General features: G+C 68.7%; 13 protein-coding genes. 3 read left to right on the top strand and 10 right to left on the bottom strand.

The window, feature by feature from the left end; translation table 11 throughout:
• Positions 1-36 precede the first annotated feature (36 nt).
• Positions 37-378 (bottom strand): hypothetical protein, encoded by a 342-nt coding sequence (locus tag KOR34_RS23735; protein ID WP_146568624.1) that lies wholly within the window; start codon positions 376-378, stop codon positions 37-39.
• A gap of 263 nt (positions 379-641) precedes the next feature.
• A complete protein-coding gene (locus KOR34_RS23730; protein WP_146568623.1) occupies positions 642-1,067 on the bottom strand; it encodes a hypothetical protein in 426 nt (141 codons plus the stop codon).
• 384 nt (positions 1,068-1,451) lie between these two features.
• Between KOR34_RS23730 and ylqF the strand changes: the two genes are divergently transcribed.
• The gene (ylqF, locus tag KOR34_RS23725) at positions 1,452-2,306 is read left to right on the top strand and encodes a ribosome biogenesis GTPase YlqF (RefSeq protein ID WP_197531699.1); all 855 of its coding nucleotides are present in this window, start codon (positions 1,452-1,454) and stop codon (positions 2,304-2,306) included.
• A 259-nt stretch (positions 2,307-2,565) separates the two neighbouring features.
• Positions 2,566-3,213, top strand: a complete 648-nt coding sequence (locus KOR34_RS23720) for a hypothetical protein (protein WP_146568621.1) — start codon at positions 2,566-2,568, stop codon at positions 3,211-3,213.
• A 91-nt stretch (positions 3,214-3,304) separates the two neighbouring features.
• On the opposite strand, the gene KOR34_RS23715 is transcribed toward KOR34_RS23720, so the two are convergent.
• The 7 genes from KOR34_RS23715 to KOR34_RS23685 form a co-directional block, all read right to left on the bottom strand.
• On the bottom strand, positions 3,305-4,819 hold the full coding sequence (locus KOR34_RS23715; RefSeq protein WP_146568620.1) for a hypothetical protein: 1,515 nt from the start codon (positions 4,817-4,819) through the stop codon (positions 3,305-3,307).
• 80 nt (positions 4,820-4,899) lie between these two features.
• Positions 4,900-5,886, bottom strand: a complete 987-nt coding sequence (locus KOR34_RS23710; RefSeq protein ID WP_146568619.1) for a hypothetical protein — start codon at positions 5,884-5,886, stop codon at positions 4,900-4,902.
• 334 nt (positions 5,887-6,220) lie between these two features.
• Positions 6,221-7,042, bottom strand: coding sequence for an alpha/beta fold hydrolase (locus KOR34_RS23705; RefSeq protein ID WP_146568618.1), 822 nt, complete (start codon positions 7,040-7,042; stop codon positions 6,221-6,223).
• Positions 7,043-7,157: 115 nt separating this feature from the next.
• Complete coding sequence (locus KOR34_RS23700) at positions 7,158-9,014, bottom strand: hypothetical protein (RefSeq protein WP_146568617.1); 1,857 nt, start codon at positions 9,012-9,014, stop codon at positions 7,158-7,160.
• Positions 9,015-9,081: 67 nt separating this feature from the next.
• A complete protein-coding gene (locus tag KOR34_RS23695) occupies positions 9,082-9,528 on the bottom strand; it encodes a response regulator (protein ID WP_146568616.1) in 447 nt (148 codons plus the stop codon).
• A gap of 52 nt (positions 9,529-9,580) precedes the next feature.
• Entirely contained in the window at positions 9,581-9,934 is a 354-nt protein-coding gene (locus tag KOR34_RS23690) for a hypothetical protein (RefSeq protein ID WP_146568615.1), read from the bottom strand.
• A gap of 76 nt (positions 9,935-10,010) precedes the next feature.
• Positions 10,011-11,282, bottom strand: coding sequence for a serine hydroxymethyltransferase (locus tag KOR34_RS23685; protein ID WP_146568614.1), 1,272 nt, complete (start codon positions 11,280-11,282; stop codon positions 10,011-10,013).
• 145 nt (positions 11,283-11,427) lie between these two features.
• Between KOR34_RS23685 and KOR34_RS23680 the strand changes: the two genes are divergently transcribed.
• Positions 11,428-11,976 (top strand): hypothetical protein, encoded by a 549-nt coding sequence (locus tag KOR34_RS23680; RefSeq protein ID WP_146568613.1) that lies wholly within the window; start codon positions 11,428-11,430, stop codon positions 11,974-11,976.
• A 28-nt stretch (positions 11,977-12,004) separates the two neighbouring features.
• Here KOR34_RS23680 and KOR34_RS23675 read toward each other — a convergent pair whose 3' ends face one another.
• Positions 12,005-13,315 (bottom strand): hypothetical protein, encoded by a 1,311-nt coding sequence (locus tag KOR34_RS23675; RefSeq protein ID WP_146568612.1) that lies wholly within the window; start codon positions 13,313-13,315, stop codon positions 12,005-12,007.
• Positions 13,316-13,353 lie beyond the last annotated feature (38 nt).

Here is a 13,353-nt window from a genome sequence, read left to right as displayed (position 1 = left end):
GCGCACGTGCCCCGACTGATCGGCCCGCCGCGCGACCTAGGCGGCCGACGTCCGGAACGAGGACCGCACCAGCGGCGCGGTCAGCACCAGGCAGGTCCAGATGGCGCCGTGGAGCAGGTAGCCCAGCAGGAAGCTCACGGTCGACGGCGCCTTGTAGCCCCAATTGAACAGCGACAGCGGCGAGGTCAGCAGCTGCTTGGTCGCCCAGATCGGGTACACGTGCTCGGGGCTGGCGCCGGCCGGCAGGTCGGTCGTCAGCAGCAGCATCAAGACAAACGTCGACGTGCCCATCAGGAAGATGGTCCAGAAGCAGCTATCGCTGGCGGCTGGCGCAGGGTCGTCGAAGGCCAGGGGGGAACGGTACGGGTTGTCGCGCATGACGGAAGCACATCATTCGAGAATTCGCCTGCAGGGTGGCCGGGTGGGATGGCCGGGTGGGGGTTGGCCAAGAGGGCCAGGTGGGATCCGCGTTATCCCCCGGGGCGCGACCGGCTGCAATGTCGGTTGTGCGCCGAATTGGGAACTCCGCAGAGGTCTCGTTGCGCGCCGGCGGCCGGCGCCCGCGCAGCGTTCAAGCCGCCCGGGTTCAACGCCCGGGCGGCTCGAACAAAGCGGAGCGGGGTCAGGCCGTGTGGCAGCGGCTAGGCGGCCTGCGGGGCGGCCGGCGCCAGTGGCTGCGGCGCCTCGACCTCGGCGCGGGCCGGGGCCATCGAACGCAGCAGGGTCAGCCCGTTCGCCATCCAGGCGGAACGCAGAACCATCACCACGCAGGTCCAGGCGGCGACGTGCAGCAGCAGGCCGGTCAGGTAGTTGACCGTGTGCGGGGCGTTGCGGCCCCAGGCCACCAGCGTCAGCGGGGTGGTCAGCAGGTGCTGGGTGAACCAGCCATCCGTGTGCGGACCCATCGGGTTGCCGTTCGCCAGTTCAGTCGTGGCCATCAGCATCACGCCGTAGGTCGCGAGGCTGGGCAGGAACACCGACCAGAAGGTGCGGCTGGTGGAACGATCCGCGATGTGCGCACCGTCGACGCGCTCGCTCGTCGAGCGAACAAACAGTTTCTTAAGCATAGGTAGGTGGGATGCTTAGAGGATTCGCCTGTCGAATCGGCCAGGTAGGATTGGCCAGGAGGGACCTCCTTTATTGCGTCGTATCGGCGATCGTGCAATGTTGTTTCTCGAAACTATTTTCTCTGTTTTGCTCCCCCGCTAGCTCGGCAAACCGACGCTAGCGGGCTTGCGGCCCGCCCGTGTTGGGGGGCGCCTTCGGGTCGGGAAAGCCTAACCGCCGCGACGCCCGCTATGATGAGGGGCCCCGCGCGGCCGCCTTGGCTGCGCGGTGGCGTTCGCGTACCCGAAGCGCCTGCCAGGCCGGCGCCGTTCAGGTGGCCGCACGCCCGAGCGCGACGAGATCCTGACAAACGAAGCACCAACCTACGAAGAGAGTCGCGTCGCATGAGCATCCAGTGGTTCCCCGGGCACATGCACCAGGCGCAGCAGCAGATCGAGAAGGTGCTGCCGCGGATCGACCTGGTGATCGAGCTGCTCGACGCGCGGATCCCACACAGCAGCGAGAACCCGCTGCTGGCCGAGCTGCGCGGCAAGAAGCCCTGCCTGAAGGTGCTCAGCAAGAGCGACCTGGCCGACCCCGAGCACACCAAACGCTGGCAGGCGCACTTAGAGCGTGAGACCGGCGTCCGCGCGCGGCCCATCTCGACCGAGCAGGCCGGAACGATCGTCCGCCTGACAGAGGTCTGCCAGAAGATGATCCCCGCGCGGTCGGGCGTCGGCAAACCGGTCCGCACGATGATCGCCGGCGTGCCGAACGTCGGCAAGTCGACGCTGATCAACATCCTGGCCGGCCGCAAGGTGGTGAGGGTCGGCAACGAGCCGGCGATCACCAAGAGCCAGCGTGAGGTGAACGTCGGCCGCGGCGTGGTGGCGCTCGACACGCCCGGCGTGCTCTGGCCCCGCATCGAGAGCGAGCAGAGCGGCTACCGCCTGGCCGCCGTCGGCTCGGTCAAGGAGAGCGCGTTGGAGTTCGCCGACGTGGTCTACCACCTCAGCGACTACCTGCTGGAACACTACTTCGCCGGCATCGCCGAGCGGTACAAGATCGACGAGCGGCCCGCCGGCCCGGTGGCGCTGCTGGAGGCGGTCAGCCGCCGCCGCGGCTGCCTGGTGAAGGGGGGCGAGGTCGACTACGACCGCGCGGCCAAGGTCTTCATCACCGACCTGCGCTCCGGCGCCCTGGGCCCGCTCACGCTAGAAACGCCCGAGATGGTCGCCCGCGAGGCCGCCGGAGAATAGCCCCGCAGCGGGTGAGATCCTGGCGCCGAATCCCACTCGAGACCGGATGCGGGTTGGCGCGTACCGGGCCGCCGGGCCAGGCCCTCGTCAGTCTGCCCCTACATCCCCTATCTCCCCATTGATCCCTCATCGGTCCGCATTTAGAGTAGAAGCTGTTGCGATAGGCTACCCGGGCTTTCACGGCTGCTCCTTCGGCGTCGGCGACCTCCCTTCAGCTCTCGCGCAGCGCCACGTTGATTGCATCATTGCGGAGACACCGATGAAACTGCCCCTGTTTGCTGCCGTACTCGCTGCGTCGATCGCGTCGGTCACGACCGCGCACGCGATGCTCCAGGTCGACTTCAACAATAACAACAACAACCAAACCGAGACCGGTTACACGGGGCTGACCCAGGGCCAAGCAGCTGCCGGGACAGCAATCTCGGGCGTAACGGTCAAGCTGGAGAGCGCCGCCTCAATCGACGGGGCCCAGGGTGGCGGGGCGGGCCAGAGCCCTGTGCCCACGCAACTCACGCGTGACTACGCGTTTGCTGACGCGGGCGACGCCAGCTTCATGGACCTCGTGCTCACGAGCCTGCCAGCGGGCGCTTACACGTTTACCGGCGTGTTTCACGACACCAACGGATCGAACGCCACGATCGACCTCTCGCTAAGCACGGACGGCAACCCGCCTACGTTCCTGCAGTCGGTTGTTCAGACCTCGGGGTCCAACGGTCCAGGCACGAGCACCTTCAACCTCACCGCGATCGACGGCGAGGAGGTGCGGCTCCGCATCGCTTCGCGAACCGGCGACCACTTGATCAACGGCTTCAGCCTGGCCGCCGTGCCCGAGGCGGGCGCCTTCTTGGTCTGGAGCATGCTGAGCGGCGTCGCCATGACGCGGTACCGCGGCAAGCGGCGCGCCTAAGGCGGATCCTACGAGCACATAGAATCGACGCGGCCGGCGCCATCGCCGGCCGCGTTCTTTTGTGCGCGACACGCGGATCGACAACGGGCGGCTACGGCCGATCGACAACCATCAACGAGGGTGACGCCGCCTTGTCGGCCGGGAGCCGCAGGCGGACGGCGCCACCCAGCGGAACGAGAACCCGCCGCCCGCCCCGCGTGTCGAGCACGACCACCGAGTCGTGGCGGGTGGGGACCTCGATCTCGGCGGGCTCATCCCCGGGCGCGGACCACGCGATCCAGACCCGGCCGGCAGGGGCGCCTTCGGCGGTCGGGTCGGTGTGGACAAAGACCTCCGCCGAGCCGGCGGCCACCCGCGCCTGATCCGCCGCGGCGTGCATCGGGAACGGATCGGGAAGGTGGTGAACGTACCGCGCGACCGCGGCCTGCTCGGCCTCCGACGCGTCCATCACGCAGACCTTGTCGACGCCCGCCGCGAACGCCCGGGTGAAGAACTGCCACCGCCAGTCGGCCCGCCGCCGCGCGGAGGTCACGCCGAGGAAGTCGTAGTTGCCCTCGGTGTGCCAGTACGCACGGGGCGGGGCGCGGTCGTCGGACTGCGCCGCCCACTCGTCGAACAACGCCTTGTGCTCGGCGTAGACCACCTCGATCGTGCGGGGCTGGCCCGTCAGGAACGAGTCGAGGCCCTCGTACACGTGGAAGCTGGCCGCGTCGAGCGCCGGGCCGAGGGAGTAGGCCTGCCCCGCGGCCTGGTAGTCGGGCGAGCCGTGGAGCGCGCCGTCGTCGAGCGCCTCGCGCAACCAGGGGTAGGCGTGGCCGCCGCCGGCGCAGCCCGGCGCGACGATCACCGCCGCGGGGTCGTGCCGGCGGATCGACCGGCCGACGAGGGTGACAAACTCGGCGTAGTCGCCGGCCTGCCCGGCCCAGCTGGTGCGGTAGGACTCCGGCTCGTTGTCCAGCTCCCACGCCCTGACGCCGAAGCCCGCGCCCCAGCCCTGCTGGGCGGCGAGCACGCCGCCGGGCGCGTAGCGTTCGGCCAGCCGCCCGGCGAAGTCGGCGGCCGCCTGCATTTTCTTCGGCGCCGACCGGCCCGGCTGCCGCCGCCCGGCCCACGCGGGCGGCCCGCCCGCGTTGCCGCCCACCACCGGCGCCTGCATCAGGATATTGAGCCCCCGCTGGCGCGCGGCGATGACGAACGCGTCGAGCCGCCGCCACGGCTCGGGCGGGTTGGCCAGGTCCGTGACCGGCCCGTCGGGCTCCAGCTTGTTCCAGTAGACGCACATGAACGTCCAGTGGAGGCCCATCGCGACCTCGTCGTCCAGCGCGTCGATCTTCGAGCCGCCCATCATCGCCCCGCCTGAGCCGTCCCAGCTCCCGGTGTGGCCGATGTAGGGCGAGTCGAAACCATCGAGCCCGCCGCCAAGCTGCGGCCCGTCAGGTGCAACGGCCGCAGTTGGCTGCCAGTCAGCGTCGCCGCCGATCGGCGTGCCGTTCAGGTGCACCGCCAGCCACGCCACCAGGCCCACAATCGCAAGCAGCAGCAGGGCGCCCAGACCCAGCGCCAGGCGGACCAGCCGACGGAACCAGGATCGCTTGGCGGCTGTCATGGTTGGTGGCTGATTGGGAAAGTTACGGTAGGCCGGAACATGCGTCAGCGCGTTGCCGGCAGGCAGCTGCTTGCCCGACGCTACAGTTCGGCAGGCGGCGGGCGCCGACGCCCGACCGTCCAGACGCCCGCCGACACGCCAAGCACCGCGGCGATCGGTTCGGGCACGGGCGGGGTGGCCAGCCCTGCGGCTTGGCCCCGGTTGCCGAATCGGTTCTCGAAGGTGTACGTGAGGGCGGCGTTGGCGCCGCCGTGGGTAGCCGAGTAAACGCCGCCCTCGCCCCCCACCCAGTCGGCCCAGTAGAGCCTGCCGCCGTCCCATTCGATGTCGCGCGGGAAGTATTCGCGGTCGCCGAGCGCGGCGTTGAGGCTAATCAGTGTGGTGGCGTCCGAGCCGTCTAGGTTGGCCCAGTAGATGGACTCGTGCTGCGAGCCGGTCCACGCGATGCCGGCGTCCGACACGGCCAGTCCGCGCGTGGTTTCGCCGCCGGCGGGGAACTGGGTGTCGACGAGCCGCACCGCAGACGCCCCGTCCAGGTCCGAGCGGTACACGCCCTGGTTGCTGTCGATCCAGTAGAGTTTGTCTTGGTGCACCTCGATGTCCCGGATCGTGACGTTCCGCCCGGGGCTCAGTGAGTCCTGCATATCGAGCAGCAACCGAATGTCGGACCCGTCTTTCGCCGCGGAGTAGATCCGGTCCCTGGCGTCTTCCGACCAGAACAAACGCTCTTGGGAGTCGGCGATCGGCCCCATCGTGAAGCTTGTTGACTGGTTGGGCGCCCCGCCGGACAGAATGAACCGCCAGTCCGCCCCATCGTGATCGATGCGGAAGATGGAGTCGGTTCGCCGGTCGACGACATACAGGTGCGTCGAGTCGGCCGCGATGCCGCCGAGGCTGACGAAGCCGCCCCGCTGATACAGCGAGCGGCCCATCCCGCTCGCCCCCTCGGCCCCGTAGACGCCGCCAATCCCCTCGGACCAGAACAGCCTGGCGGCCGGTGCCCGACCCGCCGCCCACAGCAGCAGAGCCAAGCCGACAACGGCGTGCGAACGCAGGCGGCGCTTCATCTGAGTTGCTCCGTGTCTGGCGATCGGCGCGGGGCGGATCCGTTGCAATCCACGCACCCAGGAACCGCGTGGCGGCGCCTCGAACGGGCGCCACGGGTCGCACTGCACTCTAGCAGAGCCGGGCGCGGCGAGCTACTTTTCCACCGTGGCGCTAATCGTTGGGGCTGCAGCGGAGCGGACGCCTACCACGATTCGGATCGCTGGCGTATCCAGGCAACCCCGAGATGGCTGCCCGTGAAAGCGCAGAAGAGTCGACTTGCGCCGTCTGGCCAGCGCAGTCCCGGCGATTGTGGCTCGACGTGCCGGAACGGCGCTGGCGCTTGTTCCGGCCTACCTACTTACCGACCGACTTCACAAACTCCGTCAGCACCAGGTTCACCGCGTCGGGTTGTTCGACCGGGGCCATGTGGCCGGCGGCGGGGATGGTGACCATGCCGGCGTTGGGGATCGCGTGCACCACCGACCGCACCTCCTCCGGCTTGCTCAGCTGGTCCTCGGCGCCCACGATCGCCATGACCGGCACATCGATGCCCGGCAGGTCGGGCGTGGAGTCGGGCCGCTCGGCCATGCCGCGCTGGGCGGCGGCGATCGCCTGCGGGTTGGTCGCGCCGATCACCTCGCGGGTGCGGGCGACCATCGGGTGCACGGCCTCGATGCTGCTCTCGGCGAACAGCTTGGGGATCATCGCCTCGGCCACCTTGTCGGCGCCCCACTCCTGCACGTGATTGGCCATCTTGAGCCGCATCTTGCGGGCGTCGTCGGTGTCGTCGGCGGCGCGGGTGTCGACCAGCGCCAGCGCGCGGAGCCGGTCGCGGTGGCTCTTCACAAACTGCCAGCCGATGTAGCCCCCCATTGAGAAGCCGGCGTAGACCACCGGCTCGTCGACGCCGAGCGCGTCGAGCAGCGCGGCCAGGTCGTCGGCGTACTGCTGCATCGTGACCTTGGGCGGGTCGCCGGCGGCGCCGAGGTCCGTTTGACCGTAGCCGCGTAGGTCGGGCGCGATCACGCGGCAGACGGCGCTAAGCGCCGCGATCTGCGCGTCCCACATCGTGTGGTCGAGGGGGAACCCGTGCACCAGCAGCACCGGCACGCCGGCGCCCTCGTCGCGCACGTGCATCTGGATGTCGTTGACTTGAACCGTACGGGTGTTGGGCATGAATCCTGGGAAGGGGTTGTGGCCAAGAATCCGACTCCCCCTCAGGGGGAGCGAGGTTGTCGCTCGCCGCTGCGCAGCGTTGCTCTGCTGGACGCTAGCTTGGCGGCGGCTTGCTCTACTCTTGCTCTTGCTGCTTGGCGAGTTCTTCCTGGAAGAACTTCAGCTGCCGCTGCATCACCTGGTACTCGGGCTGCAGCTCGACGGCGCGGCTCTGGGCCTCGATCGCCTTCTCCAGGTCTCCGGCGGCGTAGTAGCAGCGGCCGAGGGTGTCGAGGTAGCCGGCGTTGTTCTTGCTGAGCGCGAGCGAGCGGAGGGAGTACCGCACCGCCTTGTCGTAATCGCCCTCGGTGTTGGCGATCAGCCACGCCCACTGGTTGTAGGGGGTGCTGTTGGTGGGGTCCTGGTCGATCTGCTGCTCGAACTCGTCGGCCAGCTTCTGGATGTGCAGCAGGGTCATCTCGCGGAACTCCTCGCCCGGCTGCGAACTGCGGTACATGGCGATCGGGATGTCGGCGTTGGAGCTGTCGTGCTCGAAGGCCTCGAGCAGCGCCTCGCGGTGCGCGGACGCGTCGCCCGCGTCGCGGAGCGCGAGGGCGCGGTAGTACGCCTCGCTGGCCATCAGCTCGGCCAGCGGGCGGAAGAAGTCGCCGCGGCTCTCGGCCAGCTGCTGGTACTTGCTGCTGTTCTGCGGGCTCTCCTGGACCTCGGCGATGAACGCCTGCAGCACCGCGGCCGCCTGCTCGTGCTCCGCGGCGTCGTGCAGCGTGTCGGCCAGCAGCCACGCGGAGTAGGCGCCCTCGGGCGTGACGTGGCCGGACTCTTCGATGGCGGCCCGCAGCTCGCGGATGGCCCAGTCGGAGTGGGTCTCGTCGCGGAGCCGGGCGGCGATGATGACGCGGCCCTGCAGCAGCAACGGCCGGCGGCGGCCGTTGACGATCTCGGCCTCCGGGCCCTGCTCGAACGCCTGGTCCGCCAGCCGCTGGGCCTCCTGCTCGCGGCCCTGCTTGCGGCGCACGCCCGCGGCCAGGTACAGGCCCTGCTGGGTCTTGAGCGCGTCGAGCTGGGGCTCGCCGGTCAGCAGCTCCTCCACCGCCTGGTCGGCCTTGGCGAGCGTGAACCAGTCGAACGCCCGCCGCAGCACCACCGCCGCCGCCTGCTGGTTGTCGTCGGCGACCCGCCGCACGGTCCTGGCGGCGGCGTCCTGGTCGCCGGCGTGCAGGGCGACCCGCAGCAGGTTCCAGCGGAGCGACTCAAGCACGGCGGTGTCGACGTCGGTCTGGTGGTTCTCGATCTGCTCGGCGAGCCGGTCGGTAACTTGGCGCCACTCCCTGGCGGCCGCGGCCGGGTCCTCCGACTGCGACGCGAAGCGGTAGAGCCACTGGCTGGTGGGGCGGCTGCTGGGGCCGTAGTACTGCTGCAGCTCCTTAAGCACGCGGCCGAGCCGCTTGCTCGACTCCTCCGGCACGCGGTACTCGAGCGCCGCGCCGGTCAGCGGGTCGACCGACGTGAGGTGCATGGCGAGCGCCGCCGCCTTGGCGGCCACCCGGTCGGAGAGGTCGAACCACGCGATGCGGCAGAGGGCGGCCAGGCCCTGGGCGTCGTCCATGGCGCCGAGCTCGGCCACGGTCTCGGCCCGCTCGTCGGCGTCCAGCCGGCCGTACAGCTCGAGCTGCTCACGCACGGCGGGCGAGTCGCCCGGCTGCGCCCAGCGGATGGTCATCTCGGCGAGCAGCCGCTCGGCGGTCGACGCGATCTCCAGGTCGTCGTGGTCGCGGGCGGCGTACAGCGGGTCGAACGCCGCCAGTCCGATCGCTGCCAGGTCCCGCTGCGCGGCGCGGCGCTCGGCGTACTTCTCGCTGCCGAGCTGCTCGATCAGCGCGGGCGTCTGTTGCTGGAGCTCCTCGGGCGTGGGGTCGGCCGCGGCGGGCGGGGCGAGTGCGAGGAGCAGGGCGATCGCGAGTGGCGTGCGCATGGAGTTGCTCGCAGCTATTCCCCTCCCGTTGACGGGGAGGGGGTAGGGGAGGGGATCATGTTGCCGGCTACTCGCCGCGGCGTTCCATGGCCTCGATGTAGCGCCGCAGCCGCTCGACCTCGTCGGTGACGCTGCTCAGCTTCAGCATGTTCTCGACCCGCTTGAGCAGCTCCAGCTTGTTCACGGGTTTGGACAGGAAGTCATCGGTGCCGGCCTCGACGGCGCGCTCGATGTCGCCCAGCTCGTTCAGCGCGGTGACCATCAGGATCATCACGCCGGAGGTGGCCGGGTCGGACTTGAGCCGCTGGCAGACCTCGAACCCGCTCAGCTTGGGCATCATCACGTCCAGCAGCACCAGGTTGGGCTTGAACGAGGCGACCTTGTCGAGCGTGTCCTGCCCGTCGACGGCGATCTCGACGTCGATGTCCAGGCCGGCGAGGTAGGCCTCGAGCAGCTCGACGTTGGGCTCGTTGTCGTCGGCGATCAGGACGCGGTGTTTTTCGGGATCTGCCATTTAGTCTTGATTTACCACAGAGGACACGGAGGTCACGGAGAAGAAAGCGGTCTCAATCCCACCATAACACGAGATACTGCTCCTCAACGATCGGTGGAGCTTCTTTTCGAAGGTCGTAGCCTTCCAGCGTTGCTTCCTGAATATAGATTTCAAGCAACGCGGTTGGCACCTCACCTTGCTCGATTTGTATTAGTAGCGTGTCCGAGTATGCACCACCTAGCTCACGTTCCTCTTCGTCATCCCAAATTGAGTCGGCGGGAACAATTACCCGGCGAGCCCCCGCCGTGTACAGCAATTCAACGAACTCAATCGCTTTTTTCGTCGATTCGAAACGGTTAGACGCAAGGGCCGCCTCGTGACCATTTGACTTTAGCCATTCGACAGCTTCGGGGCCCTCAACAGTCAACTCACAACCTCTCGTGCTCGAGCCTCTCCGACCTCTGTTTCCTCCGTGACCTCTGTGGTTCTTTCCCTACAGCGACCTAGCTCATCACGGCTGTTTCGTCGGCGGCCAGGGCGGCGGCGGGCACGGGGAACTCCTTGCAGAGCGACTTGACCTGCTGGCGGATGTTCTCGTGGGCCGCGGCGTCGTCGGCCTTTTGGAGGGCCTCTACGATCCAGCCGCCGATGGTCTTCATCTCGGCCTGCCCCATGCCGCGGGTGGTCAGCGCGGGCGTGCCGATGCGGATGCCGGAGGGGTCCATCGGCTTCCGCTCGTCGAACGGGATCATGTTCATGTTGACCGTGATGCCGCACGCGTCCAGCGCGGTCTCGGCGGTCTTGCCGCCGATGCCGAACGGCGTGACGTCGACCAGCATCAGGTGGTTGTCCGTGCCTCCGGAGACCAGCGACAGCCCGCCCGCCAGCAGCGAATCGGCCAGCGCCTGGGCGTTGTCAATCACGTTCTGGGCGTAGGTGCGGAACTCGGGCTTGAGCGCCTCGCCGAAGCAGACCGCCTTGCCGGCGATCACGTGCATCAGCGGGCCGCCCTGCGTGCCGGGGAACACGCGGCTGTTGAGCACCTTCGCGAAGTCCTTCTTCGCGAGGATCAAACCGCCGCGCGGGCCGCGGAGCGTCTTGTGGGTGGTGGTGGTGACCACGTCGGCCACCTCGACCGGGTTGTTGTGCAGCCCGGCGGCGACCAGGCCGGCGTAGTGGGCCATGTCCACCATCAGCTTGGCGCCCACCTCGTCGGCGATCTCCTTGAACTTCGGGTGGTCCATCTCACGCGGGTACGCGCTGGCGCCGGCGATGATCAGCTTCGGCTTGTGCTCGCGGGCGAGCTGGGCGACCTGGTCGAAGTCGATGCGGCAGTCTTCCTTGCGGGTCTGGTAGCCGTGGAAGTCGTACAGCATGCCGCTGATGTTCAGCTTCATGCCGTGCGTCAGGTGGCCGCCGTGGGCCAGGTCCAGGCCCAGCACGCAGTCGCCCGGCTCGAGGAGCGCCAGGAACACGGCCGTGTTGGCCTGGGCGCCGGAGTGCGGCTGCACGTTGGCGAACTCGGCCCCGAACAGCTCCTTGGCCCGGTCGCGGGCGAGGGTCTCGACCACGTCGACGTGCTCACACCCGCCGTAGTAGCGGCGGCCCGGATACCCCTCGGCGTACTTGTTGGTCAGCACGCTGCCGGCCGCCTGCATGACCGCCGGGCTGGTGTAATTCTCGCTGGCGATCATCTCCAGGCCGTCCTGCTGGCGCTCGATCTCGCTGGCGATGGCTGCCCAGACGTCCGGGTCGTTGGCTTCGATAAAGTTCATGTGTGAGGGGGAAGGGGGTCAGGGGGCGGTGGTGAGTCCCTTCATTGTCGAAGCGGCCCCGGGAAGTGTCAATCGGCGCTAGATCCCCGTGCGGCTCGCGGGTTTCGCGTAGAATGCAGTTGTCCCGATCCCCGTGTGAGCCCAGATGAAGCGTCCTCTCGGATTCCTGGCCGCGTCCGTGTCGCTCATTAGCGTGGTCTTTCTCCTCCTTGTGTTCGCCCGCCAACAGTCGCTGGCTCGCGTCGAGGAGGCGAAGGCCGAGCGTATCGCCCAACAGCTCAGCGAGGTGAAGGCGGGCGTCGATTCGGTCGGCCTGTCGTATCCGGAGCTGTTGCCGTTGCTGGCGGCGGAGCCGGAGTGTGTTGAGAATCTGACCGACATCACCTTCTGGTGCGATGTGGATCAAGAGCATGCCGCCCACGTGGCTTCGCTCGAGAACGTGGAGAAGATGTACTTCTACTGTACCGACCCGTCGCCCGTGCTCCCCCACGCGCAGGGATTACCGATCAAGGAGATCACCTTCGAGTTGGTCCAATTGTCCCCGGCAGAAGTTCAGTCGCTCGGTCAGATCGAGTCTCTTGAGCGAGTGGCGTTCCAGGGGCAGCGGATCTCACCGCACTACTTGGCGATTCTAAAGGAGCTTCCGGACCGGATTCAGCTAGACCTTACCGAAAGCTCTATCGAATCTGAATGAGGATCGCCGCCCAAAGGCTAACTCCGCGTCACGGGGCGCCGGAGATCTTGACTCGCAGTTCGCCACTGTTGTCGGCCAGTTTGGCCGGCGAGTCGTTCACCCGCAGGTAGAGCGTGCCGGAGTACGGCGCCCGGAAGCGGGACGCGAGGCCGAGCCGCGCGGGACGGAGGAAGCCGCCCTTGGCGGCGGGCGAGACCTTCTGGCCGGCGGCGTCCCGCGGGTCGATCGCCGCGAGCAGCATGCCGAGCGGCGCGCCGGCGTGGTAGTCGAGCGTGACGCCGCCCGCCTCGCACGGCACGGGGCGGCCGTCGGGCTCGACGGCGATGGTGTAGCGGCCGGCGGCCTGGACCTCGTACTGCTGGCCGGCCTCGACCAGCACGCCGGTGCTCTGCCAGCCGCGGTCGGCGGCGATGGTCGCGGTGACGCCCGCTGCCAGGGGCTTGCCGCGCTGGAAGTCGATCGCCTCGCGGGCGATGCCGTGCCCGTACTGCAGCGTGGCGATCATCAGCCGCCACTCGGTGGACAGGTCGGACCAGTCGTCGGCGTAGGCCTGGCGGAAGCGGTCGTTGAACTCGGGGTCGAGCACGTGGTTGGTCAGCTCGCGGAACCGCTGCTGGTACCGCGGGTGCGCGTCCAGCAGGTGCGCGAGCGCGCCCACCCAGGCGTACGCGCGGTTGGGCAGGATGCGGTCGTTGTTGATCTTCATCACGGCCGCGATCGGCAGCGCCTGCTTCTCTCGGAACGCGTCCTGCAGCTGCCCGACGCGGCCGTCGGGCGGGATCACGCCGATGGCCAGCTCGCCCGACTTGGGGTCCCAGCGGTGGGCGCCCAGCAGCTCGGCCATGCCCTCCATGTACCAGCCCGGCCCGCACGAGCCGAGCTGTGTGGCCATGAAGCTGTGCGTGCCCTCGTGCAGCAGCAGGTGCCGGCGGTAGTAGGGCGAGTCCTGCTCCATGACCCACAGCTCGTAGCCCTTCGACAGCCCGTGGGGGAAGCTCTCGCCCCCCGCGGGCAGCAGCCCGGCGGCGCGGAACTTCTCGCGGTCGCCGATCAGGCATCCCTGCACGCGCCAGGCGTCGGCCTTGGCGGCGGGCACGTCGAACCGCTCGGCCCACAGCGGCACGGCCGCGTCGAACAGACGGGGCAGGGCGTCGACCTCCGGGTCGCTGGGCAGGTCGGTGATCAGCGTGAGGTGCTCGCCCTGCAGCACACGCAGCCCTTGCGGCTCGAGCCGCAGGGCGTCGATTGCTTTGGGCGTCGGCCAAGCCGATTGGGCAAGGGAAGTACCTGCTAGCGCAGCGAGCAAAGCCAGCGCGGCAGCAACCGCGAGCGATCGCAAACCGCCGCCGGCTAAACACGCCAGTTGGCGCGGCCGAC

The organism is Posidoniimonas corsicana, from assembly GCF_007859765.1.
Lineage (GTDB): Bacteria > Planctomycetota > Planctomycetia > Pirellulales > Lacipirellulaceae > Posidoniimonas > Posidoniimonas corsicana.
The sequence above is the reverse complement of the archived record's forward strand: the minus strand, read 5'-3'. Positions and strand labels throughout refer to the sequence as shown.